Here is a 19827-nt window from a genome sequence, read left to right as displayed (position 1 = left end):
ACCCGCCCGACGACCGGACCGGGCTACGGCACGCCCAGCACACGGGACGGCACGGCCGCTAAGCGAGGCCGTCACCGATGAAGGCGAGTGTCAGCTCACGCAGGCGCGCCTGCTCGGTGGCGCCGACGTCGCGCAGCGGGCCCGGTCCGGTGAGAACGGCCAGGCCGTGGACGGCGGACCAGATCGGGAACTCGATGCCCGGACGGCGGCGCGGGTCGAGCGCCCCGGCGGCGACGAGTGCGTCCAGCGCGGCCCGCAGCTGACCGAGGGGGCTGCGGTCCTCGGCGGCATCGGCGGGCACCACGTACGCATGCTGCTGCGGCACCGCGAAGGCGGTGGCGAACAGGCCCGGCTCCTCGCGGGCGAAGGCGAGATACGCGGTGCCGATCGCGCCGAGACGCAGCCGCGCCGCCGTCGGATCGGCGGGCTCGCCCGGGACTCGGGCCACGGCCGCGGCCATCCGGTCGCCGAGCTCCGCCATCGCCGCGGCGCAGACGGCGGCGAGGAGGGAGTCGCGGTCGTGGAAGTGCCGGTAGGCGGCGTTCGGGACGACGCCGACGCTGCGGGTCGCCTCCCGCAGCACCACCGCGTCCGGGCCGCCGGCCCGCGCCAACTCGACCCCGGCGGCGACCAGCCCGGCGCGGACCGCGCCACGCGGGCGCCGCCCGGTGCTGGTGGGCGGCTCGTCTGCTCCTGACCCGCTTGCTCCTGTTCGGGCTGCCACGACAGCAGGATACCGGTACGTGGACGCTGTCCACTTCCCGAGCTAACGTGGACAGTGTCCACAAAGTGCTCGAACGAACCGGAACAGGTCCGTGCCATGACCCAGCCCGAAACCACCGAGCCCGCCCCGGCCGCCGGAACCCGGATGGCCCCGCTGCTCGCCCGCAACGACGTCTTCGCCCGCACCTACACGCCGATCCCGCTCGCGCCGCCCGCCGCGCAGCTGATCGTGCTCACCTGCCTCGACCACCGCGTCGACCCGGCCACCGTCCTCGGCCTCGAACTCGGCGACGCCCCCGTCATCCGCAACGCCGGCGGTCGCGTCACCGCGTCCGTGATCGAGGACCTCGCCTACCTGGCCTTCCTGGCCCGCCGGGTCTTCGGCCTGACCGGTCCGCTGTTCGAGGTCGCCGTCGTCCACCACACCCAGTGCGGCACCGGCTTTCTCGCCGACCCCGCCTTCCGCAGCGAGGCGGCGCAGGCCACCGGGCTCTCCGAGGCCGCCCTCGCGGCCTCGGAGGTGGCCGACCCCCACGTCACGGTCCGCACCGACGTCACCCGGCTGCTGGCCGCGCCACTGCTCTCCCCCGACGTCAGCGTCTCCGGCCATGTCTACGACGTCGACTCGGGCCGCGTCACCACCGTCGTGGCCGCGCGCCACCCGGCGCCGCTCCGGTGATCAGCCCACGTGGACCTTCGGGCGCGTGGCGCGGTTCGGCTCGGCCTCGCGCAGGACCTCGCGGGTGAGCGGCGCGACCTCGCCCTGACCGAGGAAGAGGAAGCGCAGCAGCTGCGAGATCGGGTTGCCCTCGGTCCAGTCGAAGTAGATGTGCGGCCGCCTGCCGTCGGTGCGGTCGCGGACGTCCAGCAGGAACGCGGCGAGCGCGTTGGCGATGGTCGAGCTCTGCAGCGTCAGCACCCGGTAGCGGCCGTGGCGGATCTCGCCGCGGATGTTGAGCTCGGTCTCGAAGTCGGACGGGTCGCCGACGCTGACCTCGACGAAGACGAAGTCCTCGCCGTCCGGGCGGCCGTGGTCGTCGCGGATCTGCTCCAGCTTGTCCCGGTAGACGGCGGCGCTGTCGTGCTCGGGCTTGACCGCGATGAACTGCACGCGGCGGCGGGCCAGATCGCGGACGAACCCGGCCGCGAGGTCGTCCAGCACCACGTCGGTGACCCGCAGCTCGAAGGCGCGGACCAGGCGGGAGAGCATGGAGACCAGGATGATCCCGGCGATGAAGCAGGCACCGATCTTCACGCCGTCCGGGCGCTCGATGACGTTGGCGACGGTGGTGTAGAAGAAGATCGCGGCGATGACCCCGAACAGCCAGGCCCGGTTGCGCTGCCGCGCCCGCCAGGCGGCGATGGTCACGGCCACGGCCGCGGAGCTGATCAGCACCAGCACCCCGGTGGCGTAGGCGCCGCTCTGGGCGTCGACGTTGGCGTCGAAGAGCCAGGTGACGACGAACGCGATGACGATGAAGACGATGACCATCGGCCGCATCGCCCGCGCCCAGTGCGGCGCCATGCCGTAGCGCGGCAGGTACTTGGGCATCAGGTTGAGCAGGCCGGCCATGGCCGAGGCACCGGCGAACCAGAGGATCGCGATGGTGGAGAAGTCGTAGCAGGTGCCGAAGACCGGGCCGAGGTAGAGGTGCGCGAGGTACGCCAGCGCGCGACCGTTGGCCGGCCCGCCGTCCTGGAACGCGGACTGCGGGATCAGCACGGTGGTGATGAAGCTGGTGGTGATCAGGAACACGCTCATGATCACGGCCGCGGTGGTGAGCAGCTTCTTGGTGCCGCGGATCGTCCCGGCGGGCTTGGCCTCGACGTCGGTCGGGTCTCCCTTGATGTGCGGCATGACCGCGACGCCGGTCTCGAAGCCGGACAGGCCCAGCGCGAGCTTCGGGAAGCTGAGCAGCGCGAGGCCCACCATGACGGCGGGGTTGCCGTGCTGGAGGGTCAGCGCGTCGGCCCAGTGGACCGTCAGGTGCGGGGCCTGGAGCAGCTTCCACAGCCCGACGCAGACCACCACGACGTTCAGCAGCAGGTAGGCGCCGACCAGCCAGACCGCGAGGCCGATCGCCTCGGTGAAGCCCTTGAGGAAGACCCCACCCAGCATCGCGACCAGGATCAGGGTGATCAGCATCTGGTGACCGTGCAGGAACCCGCTCAGCCCCGGGTTCTCGACCAGGTGCGCGGCGCCGTCGGCGGCCGAGAGGGTGATCGTGATCAGGAAGTCGGTGGCGGCGAAGCCCAGCAGGGCGAGGACGAACAGCTTGCCCCGCCAGGACGGCATCAGCTTCTCGAGCATCGCGATGGACCCCGCCCCGCGCGGGCTCTCCTCGGCGACCCGCCGGTAGACGGGCAGGGCGCCGAGCAGCGTCACGACCACCAGCACGACCGTCGCCAGCGGCGACAGCAGCCCGGCCGCGAGGGCGGCGATGCCCGGCTGGTAGCCGAGCGTGGAGAAGTAGTCCAGGCCGGTCAGGCACATGACCTTCCACCAGACCTGTTTGTCGTGCTGCTCGTGGCTCTCGGCCGGCGCAGGCGCCGACCTCGACCCGGAGCCGGACTGCGTGGCCTGCTCGATGTCCTCGAGCAGCCAGCTCATCAGTCGTTCGGGACGTGCGGGCGCGGTGCCCGATCGGGGGGACGCGGACACCAGGACTCCCAGAGGGTTTGTCGACAAAACGATCATTCGATGATCGGCCTCGCCGACCTTAGCGTCCCGCCCGGACCGCGCGGATCCGTTCCGGCGTCAGGGAGGCGTTAAGGACGCGTTAAGAGCTCACCCGACCCCGTGCCGTGCGAGCTGCTGCGGAAGCCGCCCACGGATGACGGACTCGGCCTCACGGACGATGGTGTCGACCACCGTGGCGCAGCTCTCGACGCTGTCGATCAGGCCCTGGGCCTGGCCCGCCCACCACATGCCGTCCTCCACCTCGCCGTCGCGCAGCACGCGTTGGCGGCCGCGCCGGCCCGAGGCGAGCGCGGCGACGTCGGCGAAGGTGGCACCGGGCCGGGCGCCGAGACGCGCGATCTCCTCCGAGACCGCGTTGCGTGCCACCCGTGCGGTGTTGCCGAACTCGCGGAAGACGATGCGGGTGTCGCGCTCGTCGTTGGCGACGATCCGGGCCTTCACGTTGGGGTGGATCGGCGCCTCCAGCGTCGCCTCGAACCGGGTGCCCATGTTGACGGCGCAGGCGCCCAGCGCCAGCGCCGCGACGAGGCCGCTGCCGGTGGCGAAGCCGCCGGAGGCGATGACCGGGATCCTCAGCCGCCTTGTCGCGGCCGGGATCAGGACCAGGCCGGGCACGTCGTCGCCCCCGGGGTGGCCGGCGCACTCGAAGCCGTCGATGCTGACGGCGTCGACGCCGAGCGCCTCGGCCTTGAGCGCGTGCCGGACGGAGACGGCCTTGTGGATCACCTTCACCCCGGCGGCCTTGAAGGCCGCGAGGTGCGGGGCCGGGTTGCTGCCCGCCGTCTCCACGACCCCCACACCGGAGTCGACGATCACCGCCCGGTACTCCTCGTAGGGCACCGGCTCGATGGTCGGCAGGATGGTGAGGTTCACGCCGAAGGGCCGGTCGGTCAGCTCGCGGCAGCGTGCGATCTCCTTGGCCAGTGCCTCCGGGGTGGGTTGGGTCAACGCGCTGAGGAATCCCAACGCGCCGGCCTCGGCCACGGCGGAGATCAGCTCGGCGGTGCCCACCGCCAGCATGCCCCCGCAGACGAGGGGGTGCTCGACCCCGAACATCCGGGTGAACTCGTTGTCGAAACTCATGTCACTCCTGCTGCCAGGTCGGGGAATCGGACGGGTCACAGGCGGCGCGAGATGATCAGGCGCATGATGTCCGAGGTGCCCTCCTCGATCTCCTCCAGCTTGGCGTCACGCATCCATTGCTCGACCGGGTACTCGCGCGAGTAACCCCAGCCACCGAGCGTCTGCACCGCGCCCCAGGTGACCGCCATGGCGGTCTCGGAGGCCTGCAGCTTGGCCATCGCGGCGAGCTTGGTGGTGTCGGCGCCGGCGTCGAACTGCCGCGCCGCGTGCAGGGTGAGCAGCCAGGCCGACTCGATCCGGGTCGCCATGTCGGCCAGGCGGAAGGCCACGGCCTGGTGCTCGATGATCGGCTTGCCGAACTGGCTGCGCTCCCGGGCGTACCGGAGCGCGTACTCGTAGGCCGCGCGGGCGGCCCCGGTCGCCGCCGCGGCGAGGACGATGCGGGAGACGTCGAAGGTCTTCATCAGCCCGAGGAAGCCCCGCCCCTCCGCGCCGAGCCGATCGGCCTCGGGGACGAAGACCTCGTCGAAGTAGATCTCGCGGCAGACGATGGCGCGCTGACCCATCTTCCGCATCGGCTCGCCGAACCGCATGCCCTCGGCGCCCTTGCGCAGCAGGAACGCCGAGACGCCGGAGGACCGCTTGGCGGGGTCGGTCTTGGCGAACACCACGTACTGGTCGGCGAGGCCGGCGTTGGAGATCCACGCCTTCTGGCCGCTGAGCAGGTAGCCGCCGTCGATGCGCGTCGCCGCGGTGACGATGGAGGCGGCGTCGGAGCCCGAGCCCGGCTCGGTGGTGGCCAGCGCGGTGTAGAGCGGGTTCGGCCCGGCGAGGGGACGCAGCCACTCCTCCTTCTGCCGCTCGGTGCCCAGTTCGAGCAGCGGGTCGGCGAAGAAGCCGTTGGAGCAGACGAAGTTGCCGATCCCCGGATCGCCCCAGCACAGCTGCTCCTGGACCAGGCACTGGGTGACCAGGTCGGTGAATCCGCCGCCGCCGTACTCCTCCGGCAGCATGAAGTCGGTGATGCCGACCTTCGCCGCGGCCTGGAAGACGTCGAGCGGCGACTCGACGTCCGCCTCGTCGACCTCGCGGCCGCGGGGCCGGATCTCGTTGGCGGCGAAGGTCCGGCACAGCTCGACGATCGCGCGTTGCTCGTCGCTCAGGGGCCAGGGTTCGGTGGAGGTGCTGGTCATGCGGGTGCTCCTGCCTCGTCGTGGAGGTTGATGGTTGTGGTGGTGGCGCCTCGGGAGAGCACCAGCGCGTCGACCGCCAGGGCGCCCTCGGGGGCGACCCGGATCGGGTTGATCTCGATCTCGTCGATCTCGTCGGTGCGGGCGATGGCCTCGGACACCGCGACGATCGCGTTCGTCAGGGCGTCGACGTCGACGGCCGGCTGCCCGCGCCAGCCGTCGAGCAGGGCGTGCGAGCGCAGGCGGGCGAGCATCCGGGCCGCCGTGGCCCGGTCGACGGGGGCCAGTTCGAGCGCGACGTCCCGCCACAGCTCCGCCTGGACGCCACCGAACCCGACGGCGACGGTGGGACCGAAGTCGCGGTCGCGACGGCCGCCGATCAGCATCTCGACCACACCGCCTCGCGTGTCCTGCTCCTCCAGCACGTACGCACCCGGTCCGAGCCGTGCGAACATCCCGCGGAACGCGGCCACGGCGGTGTCGGGAGTCAACCCGGTCCGGACGGCGCCGAGTTCGCTCTTGTGCTCGATCCAGGCGGCCTTGAGCACGAACGGCGACCGCAGCTCCGTGCAGGCCTTCGCGACCTCGGCGTCATCGCTGACCCGCCGGGCGTCGGGCACCGCGACGCCGTGGGCGGCCAGAAACTCCCGCGCCGCCCAGTACCCGGACCCCGGCACCTCCGCGGCACACGGCGGCGCCGCAGGATCCACGGCGGACCCGCATCCGAACCCTGCGGCCACGCCGAGCCCGACGGCAGTGCTCGGGACAGCGGTCCCGGCGAAGGTGGATCCACGGCCGGGGTCGGCCGGACCGCCCTCAACGGCTGAGCCAACGGCCACTGCCGAGCCGAGCCCGACGGCGCGGTCGCGCCCGTCGGCGGGGCTCAGGGCAGCGGTCCCCCCGAGGGCGGATGCGGGGCCGTCTGAGGGGGCGGCCGAGCCGGGGGCCGCGATCGGGGCGTGCTCGGCCGTGTGGGCAAGGAGGGTGGCGGGGCCGCCCGCAGCGGTCGGGTCGACGCCGGAAGCCCGGCCGAAGGCCGTTGCGCGGCCAAGGGCGGACAGGGCGGCGTCGACGGCCGGGAAGGCCGGGATGCCGTGCTCCCCCATCCGCGCGACCGCGGCGGAGCCCGCGCTCATGCTGTGCACGACCAGCGGCACCGGCCCGCGCGAGCCCAACCGGTCGACGACGGCCAGCTCCGCGTCCTGCAGGCTCGGCGAGTCCTCGCCGTAGCAGCCGAGGTAGCCCGAGAGCAGCACCGCGTCGACCTCGCCCGAGGCCGCGACGAGCTCCACGAGCCGTGCGTAGACCTGGAGGTCCGCCTCCCCCGCGCCGGCGAGGTCCACCGGGTTGGCGACCGCCGCCGAGGCGGGCAGCTGATCCCGCAGGCGGGCCTGCAGGGCCTCGCTGAAGACGGGCGTGACGAGCCCCTGCGCCGCGGCGACGTCCGCGGCGATCGCGCCCTGCCCGCCGCTGTCGCTGACGACCGCGACCCGGCGCCCGCCGGGCATGGCGTCCACGTCCAGCAGGCGGGCCACATCGACGAGTTCCGCCGGGGTGGCGACCCGCAGGGCACCCGCCGCGCGGCACGCCGCGTCCACGACGTCGAGCGCCGAGGTCATCGATCCGGTGTGGGAGCGGGCGAGCCGGCGGCTGCCGTCGCTCGCGCCGGTGGTCAGGACCAGCACGTGCTTGCCGGCACGCCGCAGCGCCCGCAGTGCGGCGACGATCCGTCCGCCGCCCGCGAAGCTCTCCAGGTAGAGCGCCACGGTCGTGGTGTCCGCGTCGTCCACGAGGGACTCGAGGATGTCGACGGCGGCCACGTCGAGCTGGTTGCCGACGGAGTAGAAGCAGGAGACGCCCAGCCCCACCCGCGCGGCGAGGCTCGCGATCTCCGAGCCGAGCTGGCCGCTCTGCGAGACGACGGCCAGCCGTCCGGCCGTGAACTCGCCCCAGGCGAGCTGGAGTTCGGTGGCGGCACGGAAGAGGCCCAGGCTGTTCGGGCCGATCATCCGGGCGCCGGAGCGGCGCAGCAGCGCGACGAGGTCGTCGTGCTCGGGCCCCAGCCCGGCGGTGATCGCCAGGAACGCCCGGCAGCCCTTGGCGAGGGCGGCCTCGACGACGGGACGCAGCTGGGCGGCCGGGACGCAGAGCACGACGAGCTCGGGAGTGCCCGGCAGTTCGGTCACGTCCTGGTGGCTCACTCGGCCGAGGATGGTGCTGGCACGGCGGTTCACGAGCCACACCTCCCGTCGTCCGGCACCCGCGAGAGCGCCGCGGGCGAGCCAGTAACCCCACTTGGCCCGGTCGTCACTGGCGCCCACGACCGCGACGGAGGCCGGGTCCACGAAGGCCCGCGGCAGCCGCTCGGCACGAGTCGGCTCAGGCACGGGGGTTCACCTCCGCGTGGACGAACTCCGGCTGCTGGGCGACGGAGCGGTGCCGGAAGAAGTCGGGGTAGACGCGGCGGCAGACCAGCAGGACGACCACGCCCAGCAGGACGGTTCCGGTGCCGATGACGAAGGTGCCGCCGACCCGGGTGCCGGAGGTGAACGGCAACGTCCAACTGGTGTAGCTGTTGGCGGGGTCCCAGGCGTGGACCAGGCTCCAGGCGCCGGCGGCGAGCAGGACGGCCCCGCCGATCAGGGGGCAGACCAGCCGCAGCCAGAGGTCGGCCGCGCCGGTGCGCCAACCGTCACGGTGGGCCCAGGCGGAGGTGACGCCGGTGAGACCGTAGTAGAAGGCGATCATGACGCCGCAGGAGGAGACCGCGTCGCCGATGGCGAGGCCGTGGCCGAGGAAGTTCATCACGGTGTAGACGACCGCTCCGACGACGCCCACCGCGACCGTGCCGACGTGCGGGATCCGGAAGCGTGGGTGCACCCGGGCCAGCGCGCGGGGCAGGGCGCCCTGGTCGCCCATCGACAGCATGGTGCGGCTCAGCGTGAGCACGGTCGTCTCGGTGGAGGCGGCCGCCGAGGTGAGGACCATGAGGATCAGCAGGTGCCACAGCACCGAGCCGAGGCCACCGGCGCCGAAGACGGCGGTGCCCAGGGGGTAGAGCACGTCTCCGGAGTTGTCGGGGTTGTTCAGCCCGATACCCGTGTCGCCGATGCCGGCGAAGGAGATCGCCGCGTAGGTGGCGACGAGGTAGAGCGCCACCAGCAGGACGGTCGACCAGGTGGCGGCGCGCCCGGGGACACGGCGCCGGTCGGCGGTCTCCTCGTTGACGGTGAGTGCGGTCTCCCAGCCCCAGTAGATGAACAGCATGAGCACCAGTCCGCTCACGAACGCACCCATGGAGACGCCGTGGAACGGGTCGAGCCAGGACAGTTGCGGACGGTGCATGCCGGTGGGCGCGCTGCCGGCGTACACCCGGACCAGCGCGACGACCGACAGCGCCAGCAGCATGGCGAACTCGAGGAACAGCAGCGCGCGTTGGACGGCCGCCGCGATCTCGATGCCGCGGTAGCAGACGAGCGTCATCAGCAGCAGCCAGCCGAGGCCGGCCAGCAGCACCCGCGGGTCCGCCGGCGTGGAGCCGATCCCCTTGGCGCCGACCAGGAGGAACACGTACTGCCCGGCGACCTGCGCGAGGCTGCCGATCACCAGGACGAAGGAGGCGATGATCGCCCAGCCGCCCAGGAAGCCGAGGTTCGGGTTCAGCACCCGCGAGGCCCAGGTGAAGATCGTGCCGCAGTCCGGGTCGCGTCGGTTGAGCGCGGCGTAGCCGAAGGAGACGAACAGGATCGGGACGAAGGCGACCACGACGACGGCCGGGGCCTGGACGCCGACGTAGCCGACGATGAACGCCAGCGTCGCGGTGAGGCTGTAGGCGGGCGCCGCGGACGCCACCGCCAGGATCAGGCTGGTGGCCATCCCCAGCGCGCCGGAGCGCAGGCCTTTGTCCGAGGGCTCACCCACACCCGGGCTGTCTTGCGATTCTCTTGGCATTGCCGCTCCCGACTGGAAGGAAACAAAGGCACTCTTGACGAACGCAACGACCGATTGGTGAGTCAGCCTGATGGCCGCCCGGAGCACTGTCAAGACACGGATCGCAATATTCCAGTACTCTTGACTGTCAAAACAGTGTTGCGACATGGTGGGCGATGTGACAGCGACAAGACGAGAACCCTCTGCCGTCCACGCCGAGGTCGTGGTCGTGGGCGCCGGCTACGCGGGGCTGACCACCGCACGGCGGCTCGCCGACGCCGGCATCGACGTCGTGGTGCTGGAGGCCGCCGACCGCGTCGGCGGCCGGGTCTTCAGCCAGGTGCGCGCGTCAGGCGTGCGCCTCGACCACGGCGGCCAGTGGATCGGCCCGACCCAGCGCCGGTTCCAGGCCCTGGCCGCCGAGTTCGACTGCCCGACCTTCCCCACCTGGGAGACGGGCCGGCACGTCGAGATCCGCGCCGACGGCACCCGCGCGGACTACACGGGCGGCGCACCCGAGAGCGGGCCCGGCATCGCCGAGTACGAGCGCATCACCGCCCTGCTCGACACCCTCGCCCGCACCGTCGACCTCGAACGCCCTTGGGAAACCCCGCGGTTCGCGGAGTTCGACGCGCTCTCGGCCGAGGAGTTCCTCCGCACCGAGACCGACGACAAGGACGCCCTGCAGCGGCTGGCCCTCGCCGTCCAGGGTGTCTGGTGCGCGGAGCCCCGGGAGATCTCCTTCTTCCACGTGCTGTTCTACCTGGCCTCCGGGGGCGGCTACGAACAGCTGATGGAGACGTCCGGCTGTGCGCAGGACTCGCGCCTCGGCGACGGCGCGGACGCGGTGGCCCGGGCCCTCGCACGGTCGCTGGGGGCCCGGATCCGGCTCGGCGAACCCGTTCTGTCGATCCGTCAGACGCAGACCGAAGTCCACGTGCACACCGGCGGAGGCACCGTGGTGCACGCGGCGCGGGCCGTGGTGACCGTGCCCCCCGCGGCCGTCGAGCGGATCGCCTTCGACCCGCCGCTGCCGCCCGCGCGGCTCGGCTGGGTGCGCCACGCACCGATGGGTCGGGTCGCCAAGGTCCACGCGGTGTACGAGGAGCCCTTCTGGCGCGACGCCGGCCGCTCGGGCATCGCCACGCTCTACGGCGAGCGACCGGTCGGCGTGGTCTTCGACAACTCCCCCCAGGACGCGTCACGCGGCGTCCTCGTCGCCTTCGTCTACGGTGACCGCGTCGACCGCTGGGCCGCCGCACCGGACGCCGAACGCCGCCGCGCCGTGCTGACCTGCCTGTCCGAGGTGGTCGGGGAGAGGGCCGGCGAACCGATCGACTATGTCGAGCAGATCTGGCCCCGCACCGGCTGGACCATCGGCGGCTACGAGTGCTTCCTCACCCCGGGTGGCTGGACCTCGCACGGGCGCGACGGCTGGCGCAGCCCGTCCGGACGCGTCCACTGGGCCGGCACCGAGACCGCGTCCGTCTGGAACGGCTACATCGACGGCGCGATCTCCTCGGGCGAACGTGCCGCGCGCGAGGTTGCCGCGGCCCTGGGCCCCGTGGTGCGGCAGCCCGGATGAACGGCACACCGTGCCTGACATACTGACCCCGATATGACGAGCATGGCGAGCACGAGCAGCACGAGCGGCCCCGGGGAAGCGCCGCCCGCCGAACTGCCGGAGCGGATCCGCACCGCGATCCGCTCGGCCGGGCTGTCGCAGCGTGAGCTCGCCGAGCGCATCGGCATGGACCAGACCGCCCTGTCCAAGGCGCTGCGCGGGACGCGCCGGCTGCGCGACCAGGAGGTCGCGGCCATCGCGAAGGCCTGCGGCGTCTCCACCGGCTACCTCCTCGACGGCACCGGCCCGGCCCCCGTCCTCCCGCCCGAAGCCGGCCGGGACCGTGCCGAGGCGGTGTCGGCCGAGGAGCGCCGCGAGCAGATCCTCCAGGCCGCGACCGTGCTGATCGCCCGTCGCGGCTACCACAACGTCCGCGTCTCCGACATCGCCCGCTACTGCGGCACCAGCACGGCGACGGTGCACTACCACTTCCCCAGCAAGGAAGCCACGCTGCACGCCGCCCTGGAGTACTACGCGCAGCGCTTCCGCTCCCGCCTCGACGTGGAGTTCGAGCAGGCCACCTCCGCCCGCGACCGGCTGCGCCGGCTCATCGAGGTGCAACTCCCGCTCACCACGGACGACGTCGACGAGTGGTCGGTGTGGATCCAGTTCTGGAACCAGGCCATGCTCGAACCCCAGTTGCGCCAGGCGCAGCGCCGCGTCTACTCCGGCTGGTACGAGGTCGTCCTCGGGCTGCTGCGCGACTGCCAGGCCGAGGGCCTGGCCCCGGACACCGACGTCGAGGCCCTCGCGGAGCGGTTCACCGCGATGGTCGACGGTCTGGCCATCCAGATCCTCGCCCACTCGACCGGGATGCACCCCGACCGCATGCGCTCGCTGCTGCTCAGCGCCTTCGAGCCCCACCTCGACCTGACCTGACAGCGGGTCGGTCGACGGACAGGGTGTCAGGCAGGCAGACCTGTTCCGAACAGGTCGCCAATGGCGAGTTACACGTTTCACCTCGACACTGGGCTGGCCCACTACGTCGACGGGGAGCCCGCCTTTGTCCACCGAAGCCCCTGCCCAGGCCACCGAGGCCACCAAGCTCAAGCCCTCGGTGCGGCTACTGCCCCTGGTCGCCCTGATCTTCTTCTCGGTGTCGGGCGGCGCCTACGGCCTCGAGCCCCTGTTCAGCGCCTCGGGCCCCGGCCTCGGGATGATCCTGCTCTTCGTGACGCCCGTCCTGTACGGCATCCCCGTCGCGCTGCTGACCTCCGAGCTCGGCACCGCGATCCCCGTCGAGGGCGGCTACTACGAGTGGACCAAGCGGGCCTTCGGTCACTTCTGGGGCTTCCAGCAGGGCTTCCTGTCCTGGCTCACCAGCTGGGTGGACATGGCGCTCTACCCGGTCATGTTCGCCGACTACCTGGCCCGGATCTGGGCGCCCGCCGGCGACGGGACGACGGTTCTGTTCACCGTGCCGCTCGGCTTCGGCGGCGGATTCCGGGTCGACCTGCACTGGCTCATCGGCGTCGCCTGCGTCATCGTCCCGCTCACCGCCCTCAACATCCTCGGCGCCAAGCGCGTCGGTGACAGCTCCGTGCTGCTCGCGGGCCTCGCCCTCGCGCCCTTCGTCGCCATCGCGGTGCTCGGCATCCCACAGTTGTTCACCCATCACGTCAACCCCGTCGGCCCGCTGACGCCCCCGCACACCGGCCTGTGGACCGCGGCCGCGGCAGGCATGTCGGTGGTGATGTGGAACTACAACGGCTTCGACTCCGTCTCCACCATCACCGAGGAGATCGAGAACCCGCGCCGCAACCTGCCCCGCGCCCTGGGCCTCGCCATGGTCGTGATCATCGCCGCCTACGTGCTGCCCGCGCTCGGCGCGATGGCGACAAAGGGATGGGCTGGCTGGCAGGACGGCTCGTTCGTCGACGTGGCCCGCGACCTCGGCGGCCCGTGGCTCCAGTACGCCGTGAGCGTCGGCGCGATGTTCGCCGCCTGCGGGCTGTTCGCCTCCCTGCTCATGTCCAACGCCCGCATCCCCTTCGTGATGGCGGAGGACGGGTGGGTGCCGAAGCGACTGGTGCGACTCAGCCCCCGCTACGGCACCCCGGTCTTCTCACTGGTGCTGTGCTCCGTCGTCTACGCCCTGATGTGCAACGACTCCTTCACCAACCTGCTCACCTTCGACGTACTGCTGACCAACCTCACCATTCTCGGCGAGCTGGCCGCCCTGGTCCGGCTGCGCGTCAAGGAGCCCGACCTGCCCCGCCCCTACAAGGTGCCCGGCGGATGGTTCGGCCTCGGGCTGCTCGCCACCGCCCTGACCGGCATCGTCGTCTGGGCCGCGTGGACCACCCTCGCCGGCGACAGCACGTCCGACCGCCTGCAGATCGCGATCTGCCTCGGCGGATCGCTCCTGGCCTACCTCCCCTGCCGGGTGCTGCGCCGCCGCCACCTCGCCGCGCACTGAGCCGGCCGGGAGCGGCACCCTCGAGGGCCGCTCCCTCGAGGGCGGCCCGGGCGTTGTCAGTGGCCTGCCCTAGCGTTCCCGACATGACGCAAGCCGCCGCTCACGCATACCGCTACCTGCGCCCCTCCGTGCTGGCCGAGGCGGCCTTCTTCCACCGCCGACTCCCCTACGACGCGGGCCGGGCGGAGTCCCACAACCCGCGGCTGCGGGCCGCCCGCGCGCTGGTCGCCGCCGGCGCGGTCCGGCCGGAGGCGGACGGCGGGGCCCTCGTCCAGGTGGAGGATCATGTGCAGCGCGTCCGACGCGCCGCCGACGGCTCCCTGGGCTGCACCTGCCTGTGGTGGGCCAAGTACCGGGGCGGGCGCGGGCCGTGCAAGCACGTGCTGGCCGTGGGCCTGGCGGCGGAGACATCCGCCGCGCAGGACGAGCAAGACGTGAACGAAGTGAACGACGCGAGGGGGATGGCGGCGCGATGAGCCTGCTGGACTGTGTGGACCATGGCGACGTCGACGGCGCGGTGGCCGCGCTCGCCGAGCTCGGCCCGACGGAACGCCGCGCCCTGCTGCCCGAACTGAAGCGCCGCCGCAAAGAGATGGCCGTCGCCTGGTGGGAGCACGCGGGGCCCCGCAGCCTGGCGCTGCTGGTGGCAGGGCTGGGCTGCAACACCGCGCCCTCCTCCGCGTTCTCCTGGGCGAACGGCATCGGTTCCGCCGCCGGGATCGTGGTCTGGCAGAGCGGGGCCGCCCTGACCGTGGTCGACCGGCAGAGTCCGCAGTGGCAGGCCGAACTGCTGCACCGGATCGCCGACCGGCGGCCTGGCGTGTGGTTCGGCGACGAGTACCCGGCCGTCGAACGCATCGCCCACGCCGCGGGCGAGCCGGTGCCGGTGACGGAGGGCGTGGTGCTGGCGTGGCAGCGCCACCACGACTGGCCCTCCGCCACGCACGAGCACCGTCGCGAGATGTTGCAACGGCTGATCCAGGCGCCGTCGACGCCGTCCCTCGTCCTGGGTCTGTTCGACGTGGCCGGCACGGGCGACCGGCTGGGCGAGGCGTGGCGCGGCGCCATCCTCGGGCTCGTCGAGGCCGGCGTGGTCCCGCGCGACGAGATCCTCGACCGCTGCCTGGCCCGTCTCGGCCGCGGCGGACGCCCGGGCGACCAGCGCGGCTTCCAACGGCTGCTGGAGCAGCTCGCGCCGACTCCGGAGGAGATCGCCGCACGGGTCCGCGCCTACCTTCCGCTGCTGGACGGCCTGTCGCCGGTGGCCGGGCTCGGCCAGGCCCAGCTCGCCGAGGCGGACGCCGCGGGCCTGCTGGAGCCGGAGCAGCTGGCGGAGGCCTCGGCCACGGTCTCCTTCCGCAGCGAGAAGAAGCTGCTGCGCGCCCAGCTCGCCTGGCTGGACCGGTCCGGGCGACGTTCGCCCGCGTGGGCGGCGGTCGCGGTGCGCGGTGCGGTGGAGGTCTTCGGGCAGAGCGACGTCGACCTGCAGGAGCGGGCGCTCAAGGTGGCGGCGCGTCACCTCGACGCGGCCGGCTCGGCGCTGGTGCCCGAGCTGCAGGCGGCCACGGAGCTGCTGGGCCCGGCCCAGGCCGCTCGCGCGGCCGAGCTGTTCGGCCTCGCCGCTCCGGCCGCGACGGACGGGAGCGGGCCCTACGTCGAGCTGCTGCCGCCGCTCCCCCAGCGGGTGCCGCTCGGGGAGAGCCTGGACGGTCCGGTCGCGGTCGCGCAGGAGCTGGCCGCCGTCCTGGCGGGCGACCCGAGCGTCGCCGCCTTCGAGCGGACGTTGGACGGGCTGGTCCGCGAGTCCTTCCGGGACGGCGAGGCGCTGCGGGTCGCGCTCAAGCCGGTGCTGGGCGAGCGTCCCTGGGCCACGGAGCTCAACCACTGGTCGCCGCAGCACTGGTGGATCGCCCTGGTCGCGGCTGCGGCGATGGGTGACCTCCCGGCCGTGCGGGCGCACGCGATGCTGCAGGGGCAGGGCCCGCTGCGGACGGACCACCAGGAGCGGTTCCGCGCCGTGACGGCCGCCCGGGTGGAGGAGGCCGCCGCGCTGGTCGTGTTCGGGACGGTTCCGTTCCTGCTGGCCACACCGAGCCACGCCGACGGCACGTTGGAGGCGGCGGTCCTGGTGGAGCGCCTTGCCGCGCTGGAGGCCGTGGACGGTCGTCTCGGCGCGGTCGACCTCGGGCAGGCGCTGCTCCGCGTCCTGCCGACCGACGACCGGGCGGTGCTGGAGGCCGCCGGGCGCCTGCGCACGGTGAAGGGCGAGGCGGTCGCGCAGTGGATCGCCGAGGGCGGGCTGCCCGGCCAGCGCACCGATCGGGTGCCGGCCAGGCCCGGTGCCCGTCCGATGGTCACCCAACCCGGCCTCGCCCCCGAGCACCAGGCCCTGCTGCATCCGGTGCTGCGCCGGGCGCTCGGGCCGCTGGTGGATCCGGAGGGGCGCCCGATCCTCGCTGTCGGCGACATCGTGACGCCCTACGCGCTCGCGGTGCTGCCGTGCCACCGCGAGGAGTTGGCGGCCCGGCTCGGCTACGCGATCATCGACAACGCCCGTTCCACCGCGAACCGGTCCCCGCTGCTCCTCCAACTGGTCGAGGCGGGCGGCCCGGCCGGCCCGGCGGTCCACCTGACGGTGGCGTGCACGCTCGGCGCCGCGTCGGCGCCCGACCGCACCGCCGCCGTGGACGCGCTCCTGCTCCTGGCCGCCCAGGGCGCACTGGACCCGGCCCGCCTCGGCACCGACCTCGCCGAGGCGGTCCGCTCCGGCGTCGCCCAGCTGAACAAGGTGGCCCTCGCCCTCCGCCAGGCTGCCGACTCCGGCGCCCACGCCACGGTCTTCTCGGTCCTCCGCGCCGCGCTGCCGGGGCTCCTGGCACCGGAGCCGATACGCGGCGTCCCGGAGCTGTTCGCCGTCGCCACCGACTGCGCCGCCCACTGCGGCGCGACCGGTCCGTTGCCGGAGATCACGTCCCTCGCCGCGCAGCGCGGCTCCTCCCGGCTGCTGAAGGAGGCCCGAGCCCTGCAGGCCGTGCTGACCGCGAGCAGCTAGTGCCTCAGCCCTGCGTGTCCGGCACCCAGACGGTGGCGTGGAACGGGCCGTTGGCGTTGAACGGCTCCGTGGGCGCGAGCGCTGCGCTGCCGGCAACGACGCCTTGGCGGTTGACCTGCGTCGCGTAGGAGTTGAGGCCGCCGAGGGAGGCCAGGTAGGTGAACTCGCCGTTTTCGGTGCGGGCGACGAAGGCGAGGGAGTTGGGCGCGAAGTTGTCACCGACCATGACGGTGCCCAGGATCTGGTTCACCTGGGTGACCCCCTTTCCGGGGCCGACCGTGGCGGTCGTGTCGGTGGTGAGGTCGTAGGTGGTGGCGAGCACGCTGTCACCGCCAACGACGACCTTCCCGCTGATCAGCTCGCCGGTCAGCAGGTGGGATCCCAGGTCCGTGCGGACGCCGGTGCGCAGGTCGTAGGCGTAACCGGCGTATCCGTTCCCGGCCGTCCGGGACTGGCCGACCACGACGGAACCGCTGATGTCGGTGGCCGTGCTGGCGCTGCCGCCGAGCGTGCCGAGATCGGTCGTCGCCCCGGTCCGCAGGTTGTAGGCGAAGCCGTGCCTCGTGGCGGCGGGCGTGGCCGGGAGGGACGAACTGCCCACGACGATCCCACCGTTGACGGCCGCCGCGGTGCTGTCCCCGGACGGCCCGGCGAGGCTGCCGAGGTCGGTCATGGTCGCGGTGCGCAGGTTGTAGGCGAACGCGTGGCTGACCGTGTCGCCCGGCAGCGACGAGGTCCCCACCACGGTGTCGCCGCTCAGGCCCGCGACGGTTGTGGTGCTGCCACCGAGGGTGCCGAGGTCGACCATGCGGCGGGTCCGCAGGTCGTAGGCGAAGCCGTGGGTCGCGCCTCCGCCCACGACGTCCGACTGGCCGACGACGTACTCCCCCGCGACGCCGGTCGCCCAGCTGGAGGCACCGCCGAGGGTGCCCAGATCCGTCATGGTGTGGCGGCGCAGGTCGTACGCGAAGGCGTGCTCGGCGGCGTCGCCGTCGGTCAGCGAGTCGCCGACGACCGTTGTGCGGTCGATGGCGGTCGCCTCGCTGTGGCTGCCGCCGAGGGTGCCGAGGTCCTGCACGGAGTACTGCCCGGACGCCGCGCCGGCGGCGCCCACCGCACCCGCCGTGTCCGCCGCGTCCGCCGAACCGGCGCTGATGCCGAGGCCCGCGGCCAGCAGGCTCGCGCTGGTCAGGATCCAGGCACGTGAACGTAAACGCATGATTCCCCCCAATTAGATTGGTTTTCTTGCGAGTTCTCCACTTTTACCGTGCTTTCACCCGATCCGACAGGGAGCAATCGGCCACGTGCCGCGACGGCGCGCTCAGCGGCGGGCCGGCCGGTAGAGCAGGCGCAGCCCGAGATGGGTGAGGCTGTGCCGAGCGGCGCCGTGCTCGCGCACGGTCGTGATCAGGCCACCCTCGCGGAGGGCGTTGAGGTGGTGGCTGGCCGTCGACGCGGAGATGCCGAGCCGGGCGGCGAGTTCGGTGGTGCTGCGGATGTCGGTGAGGTCGGTCAGAACCGCCGCCCGCGTGCGGCCCAGCAGGTGGGTGAGGCCCGGGTCGTCGTACGGATCACCGCCGGCAGCCGAGAACCGCTGGTGAACCGGGATGTAGAGCTCCACCGGCGCCCGCTCGTCGTAGTTGTCGACGCGCGCTGTCGGGACGCGCAGGAAGAAGACCGGGATCAGGACGAGACCCCGGCCACGGAGCCGGACGTCCACGTCGTGCGGGATATGGCACGGGACCGTCAGGGTCGGGAAATCCCAGCTGACAGACGGGTGAAGACCACCCAGCCCCCGTTCGGGCTCGGCGGCGGACGCGCCGGCGAACGCCGCCCGGAAGGCGTCGTTCACCCGCCGCCAGGTCGGCGCGATCGCCAGCCGGTGGTAGGTGTCCAGCAGCGCGGCCAGTCGACTGGTGGCGGCCGGACGCCGGTGGTGGACGTCGACGACCCACTGCGGCAGATCGGGACGCCGACTGCGGGCCACAGCCAGGTCGGAGACGGCCTGGGCCGTCGGCTTGGACCGGACGGCGGTCAGGCCGTCGGCGAGGGTCCTGGCCCCGGTCGGGGCGAGCAGGAGCTCGGGGACGGTGCCGTCGTCAGGCGTGGCCAGGTCGAACACCGGCCGCTCGCGGCGTCCGAGGCCCCGGCGGACCCGGGCGGACCAGCCGGCGAACGGCCTGGCGTCCGCCTGGGGCTGTTGGAGCAGTTGCACGCTGAGCACGGTCTCCATGAGCGGCTCCGGATGGGATGCCCAGCTGATCCGTCGCAGGTCGTCGGCGGTGAAGTGGATTCGAAGCATCAGCCCCCCGGGTCACATGTGAAGGTCATGTGCGCGACAAGTGGACGTTATCCGATCGGCACGAGCTTGCCTACCTGCCAGTAGGCGGGGGTACTTGCTCCCGATTTCGACCACGGTCGAAGGCGGTGGCGCGGGCCTCGGCCAGCGCAGAAATTGTCATGGACATATTCGCCCCATGGAAGAGGAACTCCCATGACACGATCCCAGCGGGCTCGCCACGGCCGTCGCCAGGTAGGCCTCGCCCTGGCCGGCGCCACGGTGGCCGTCCTCGCCGCCGCACCCGTCAGCTCGGCCTCGGCCGCCCCGCAGAACGCACCCCAGGACTCGGCGGCTGTCCACCTGTTCAACCCGAACTCGGGCCTGTGCCTCAACGTCGCGGGCTACAGCCAGGACCCGAGCGCCCACGGCGAGATCTGGAACTGCGTCAACCAGAACGCGGAGTCGTGGCAGCTCCGGAGCGACGGCACCATCTACAACCCCAACTCCGGCCTCTGCCTCAACACCCCGGGCTACGGCAGCAGTCCCAGCACTCACACCGAGATCTGGGCCTGCAACGGCAACCCCGCCGAGCAGTGGCAGCTCCGCAGCGACGGCACGATCTACAACCCCAACTCCGGCCTGTGCCTCAACGTCTCGGGCTACGGCACCAGCCCCAGCAGCTGGACCGAACTGTGGTTCTGCAACGGCAACTACGCGGAGAAGTGGATCCAGTTCACCCCGCCGCAGTAAGCCTGTCGGCCCGGCGCTGTCCAGGGTCCCCAGCCTTCGGCCGAAGGCTGGGGACCCTGGACAGCGGCTGGTAG

At 72.6% G+C, this 19827-nt stretch carries 14 protein-coding genes and 1 pseudogene; 7 read left to right on the top strand and 8 right to left on the bottom strand.

Annotated features, from left to right (window positions below):
* Positions 1-58 precede the first annotated feature (58 nt).
* Entirely contained in the window at positions 59-724 is a 666-nt protein-coding gene (locus BMY61_RS33105; protein ID WP_042450759.1) for a TetR/AcrR family transcriptional regulator, read from the bottom strand.
* 96 nt (positions 725-820) lie between these two features.
* Here BMY61_RS33105 and BMY61_RS33100 point away from each other — a divergent pair, with 96 nt between their 5' ends.
* Positions 821-1402: a carbonic anhydrase gene (locus BMY61_RS33100; RefSeq protein ID WP_042450761.1), complete on the top strand. Its 582-nt coding sequence runs from the start codon at positions 821-823 to the stop codon at positions 1400-1402.
* On the opposite strand, the gene BMY61_RS33095 is transcribed toward BMY61_RS33100, so the two are convergent.
* The 5 genes from BMY61_RS33095 to BMY61_RS33070 form a co-directional block, all read right to left on the bottom strand.
* Positions 1403-3334 carry an APC family permease gene (locus BMY61_RS33095; protein ID WP_042450763.1) on the bottom strand — a complete coding sequence of 644 codons (1932 nt, stop codon included), beginning with the start codon at positions 3332-3334 and terminating at the stop codon, positions 1403-1405.
* A gap of 177 nt (positions 3335-3511) precedes the next feature.
* Positions 3512-4507, bottom strand: coding sequence for an NAD(P)H-dependent flavin oxidoreductase (locus BMY61_RS33090; protein ID WP_042450765.1), 996 nt, complete (start codon positions 4505-4507; stop codon positions 3512-3514).
* Between the two features lie 35 nt (positions 4508-4542).
* A complete protein-coding gene (locus BMY61_RS33085; RefSeq protein WP_042450767.1) occupies positions 4543-5700 on the bottom strand; it encodes an acyl-CoA dehydrogenase family protein in 1158 nt (385 codons plus the stop codon).
* A complete protein-coding gene (locus BMY61_RS48040) occupies positions 5697-8084 on the bottom strand; it encodes an acetate--CoA ligase family protein (RefSeq protein ID WP_052438898.1) in 2388 nt (795 codons plus the stop codon). The genes BMY61_RS33085 and BMY61_RS48040 overlap by 4 nt, the downstream gene beginning before the upstream one ends.
* Positions 8077-9618, bottom strand: a complete 1542-nt coding sequence (locus tag BMY61_RS33070) for an APC family permease (protein WP_236656101.1) — start codon at positions 9616-9618, stop codon at positions 8077-8079. Before BMY61_RS33070 ends, BMY61_RS48040 begins: the two co-directional genes overlap by 8 nt.
* 187 nt (positions 9619-9805) lie before the next feature.
* On the opposite strand from BMY61_RS33070, the gene BMY61_RS33065 reads away from it, so the two are divergent.
* The 5 genes and pseudogenes from BMY61_RS33065 to BMY61_RS33045 all read left to right on the top strand — a co-directional run bounded on the left by BMY61_RS33065 (position 9806) and on the right by BMY61_RS33045 (position 16722).
* The gene (locus tag BMY61_RS33065) at positions 9806-11212 is read left to right on the top strand and encodes a flavin monoamine oxidase family protein (protein WP_236656102.1); all 1407 of its coding nucleotides are present in this window, start codon (positions 9806-9808) and stop codon (positions 11210-11212) included.
* Positions 11213-11245: 33 nt separating this feature from the next.
* The gene (locus BMY61_RS33060) at positions 11246-12130 is read left to right on the top strand and encodes a TetR/AcrR family transcriptional regulator (RefSeq protein WP_052438899.1); all 885 of its coding nucleotides are present in this window, start codon (positions 11246-11248) and stop codon (positions 12128-12130) included.
* Between the two features lie 124 nt (positions 12131-12254).
* Positions 12255-13670, top strand: a complete 1416-nt coding sequence (locus tag BMY61_RS33055) for an APC family permease (protein WP_052438900.1) — start codon at positions 12255-12257, stop codon at positions 13668-13670.
* 134 nt (positions 13671-13804) lie between these two features.
* A pseudogene (locus tag BMY61_RS46670) lies at positions 13805-14146 on the top strand (SWIM zinc finger family protein); the annotation flags it as partial.
* Positions 14143-16722 (top strand): DUF6493 family protein, encoded by a 2580-nt coding sequence (locus tag BMY61_RS33045; RefSeq protein ID WP_042450775.1) that lies wholly within the window; start codon positions 14143-14145, stop codon positions 16720-16722. The pseudogene BMY61_RS46670 and the gene BMY61_RS33045, both read left to right, overlap by 4 nt.
* 4 nt (positions 16723-16726) lie before the next feature.
* Here BMY61_RS33045 and BMY61_RS33040 read toward each other — a convergent pair whose 3' ends face one another.
* Together BMY61_RS33040 and BMY61_RS33035 are read right to left on the bottom strand one after the other, a co-directional pair.
* Positions 16727-17941 carry a hypothetical protein gene (locus BMY61_RS33040; protein ID WP_052438901.1) on the bottom strand — a complete coding sequence of 405 codons (1215 nt, stop codon included), beginning with the start codon at positions 17939-17941 and terminating at the stop codon, positions 16727-16729.
* Between the two features lie 102 nt (positions 17942-18043).
* On the bottom strand, positions 18044-18955 hold the full coding sequence (locus BMY61_RS33035) for a winged helix-turn-helix domain-containing protein (RefSeq protein ID WP_143094646.1): 912 nt from the start codon (positions 18953-18955) through the stop codon (positions 18044-18046).
* 261 nt (positions 18956-19216) lie between these two features.
* Here BMY61_RS33035 and BMY61_RS33030 point away from each other — a divergent pair, with 261 nt between their 5' ends.
* Complete coding sequence (locus BMY61_RS33030; RefSeq protein WP_042450777.1) at positions 19217-19753, top strand: RICIN domain-containing protein; 537 nt, start codon at positions 19217-19219, stop codon at positions 19751-19753.
* Positions 19754-19827 lie beyond the last annotated feature (74 nt).

The sequence above is a fragment of the Streptacidiphilus jiangxiensis genome (assembly GCF_900109465.1).
Lineage (GTDB): Bacteria > Actinomycetota > Actinomycetes > Streptomycetales > Streptomycetaceae > Streptacidiphilus > Streptacidiphilus jiangxiensis.
The sequence above is the reverse complement of the archived record's forward strand: the minus strand, read 5'-3'. Positions and strand labels throughout refer to the sequence as shown.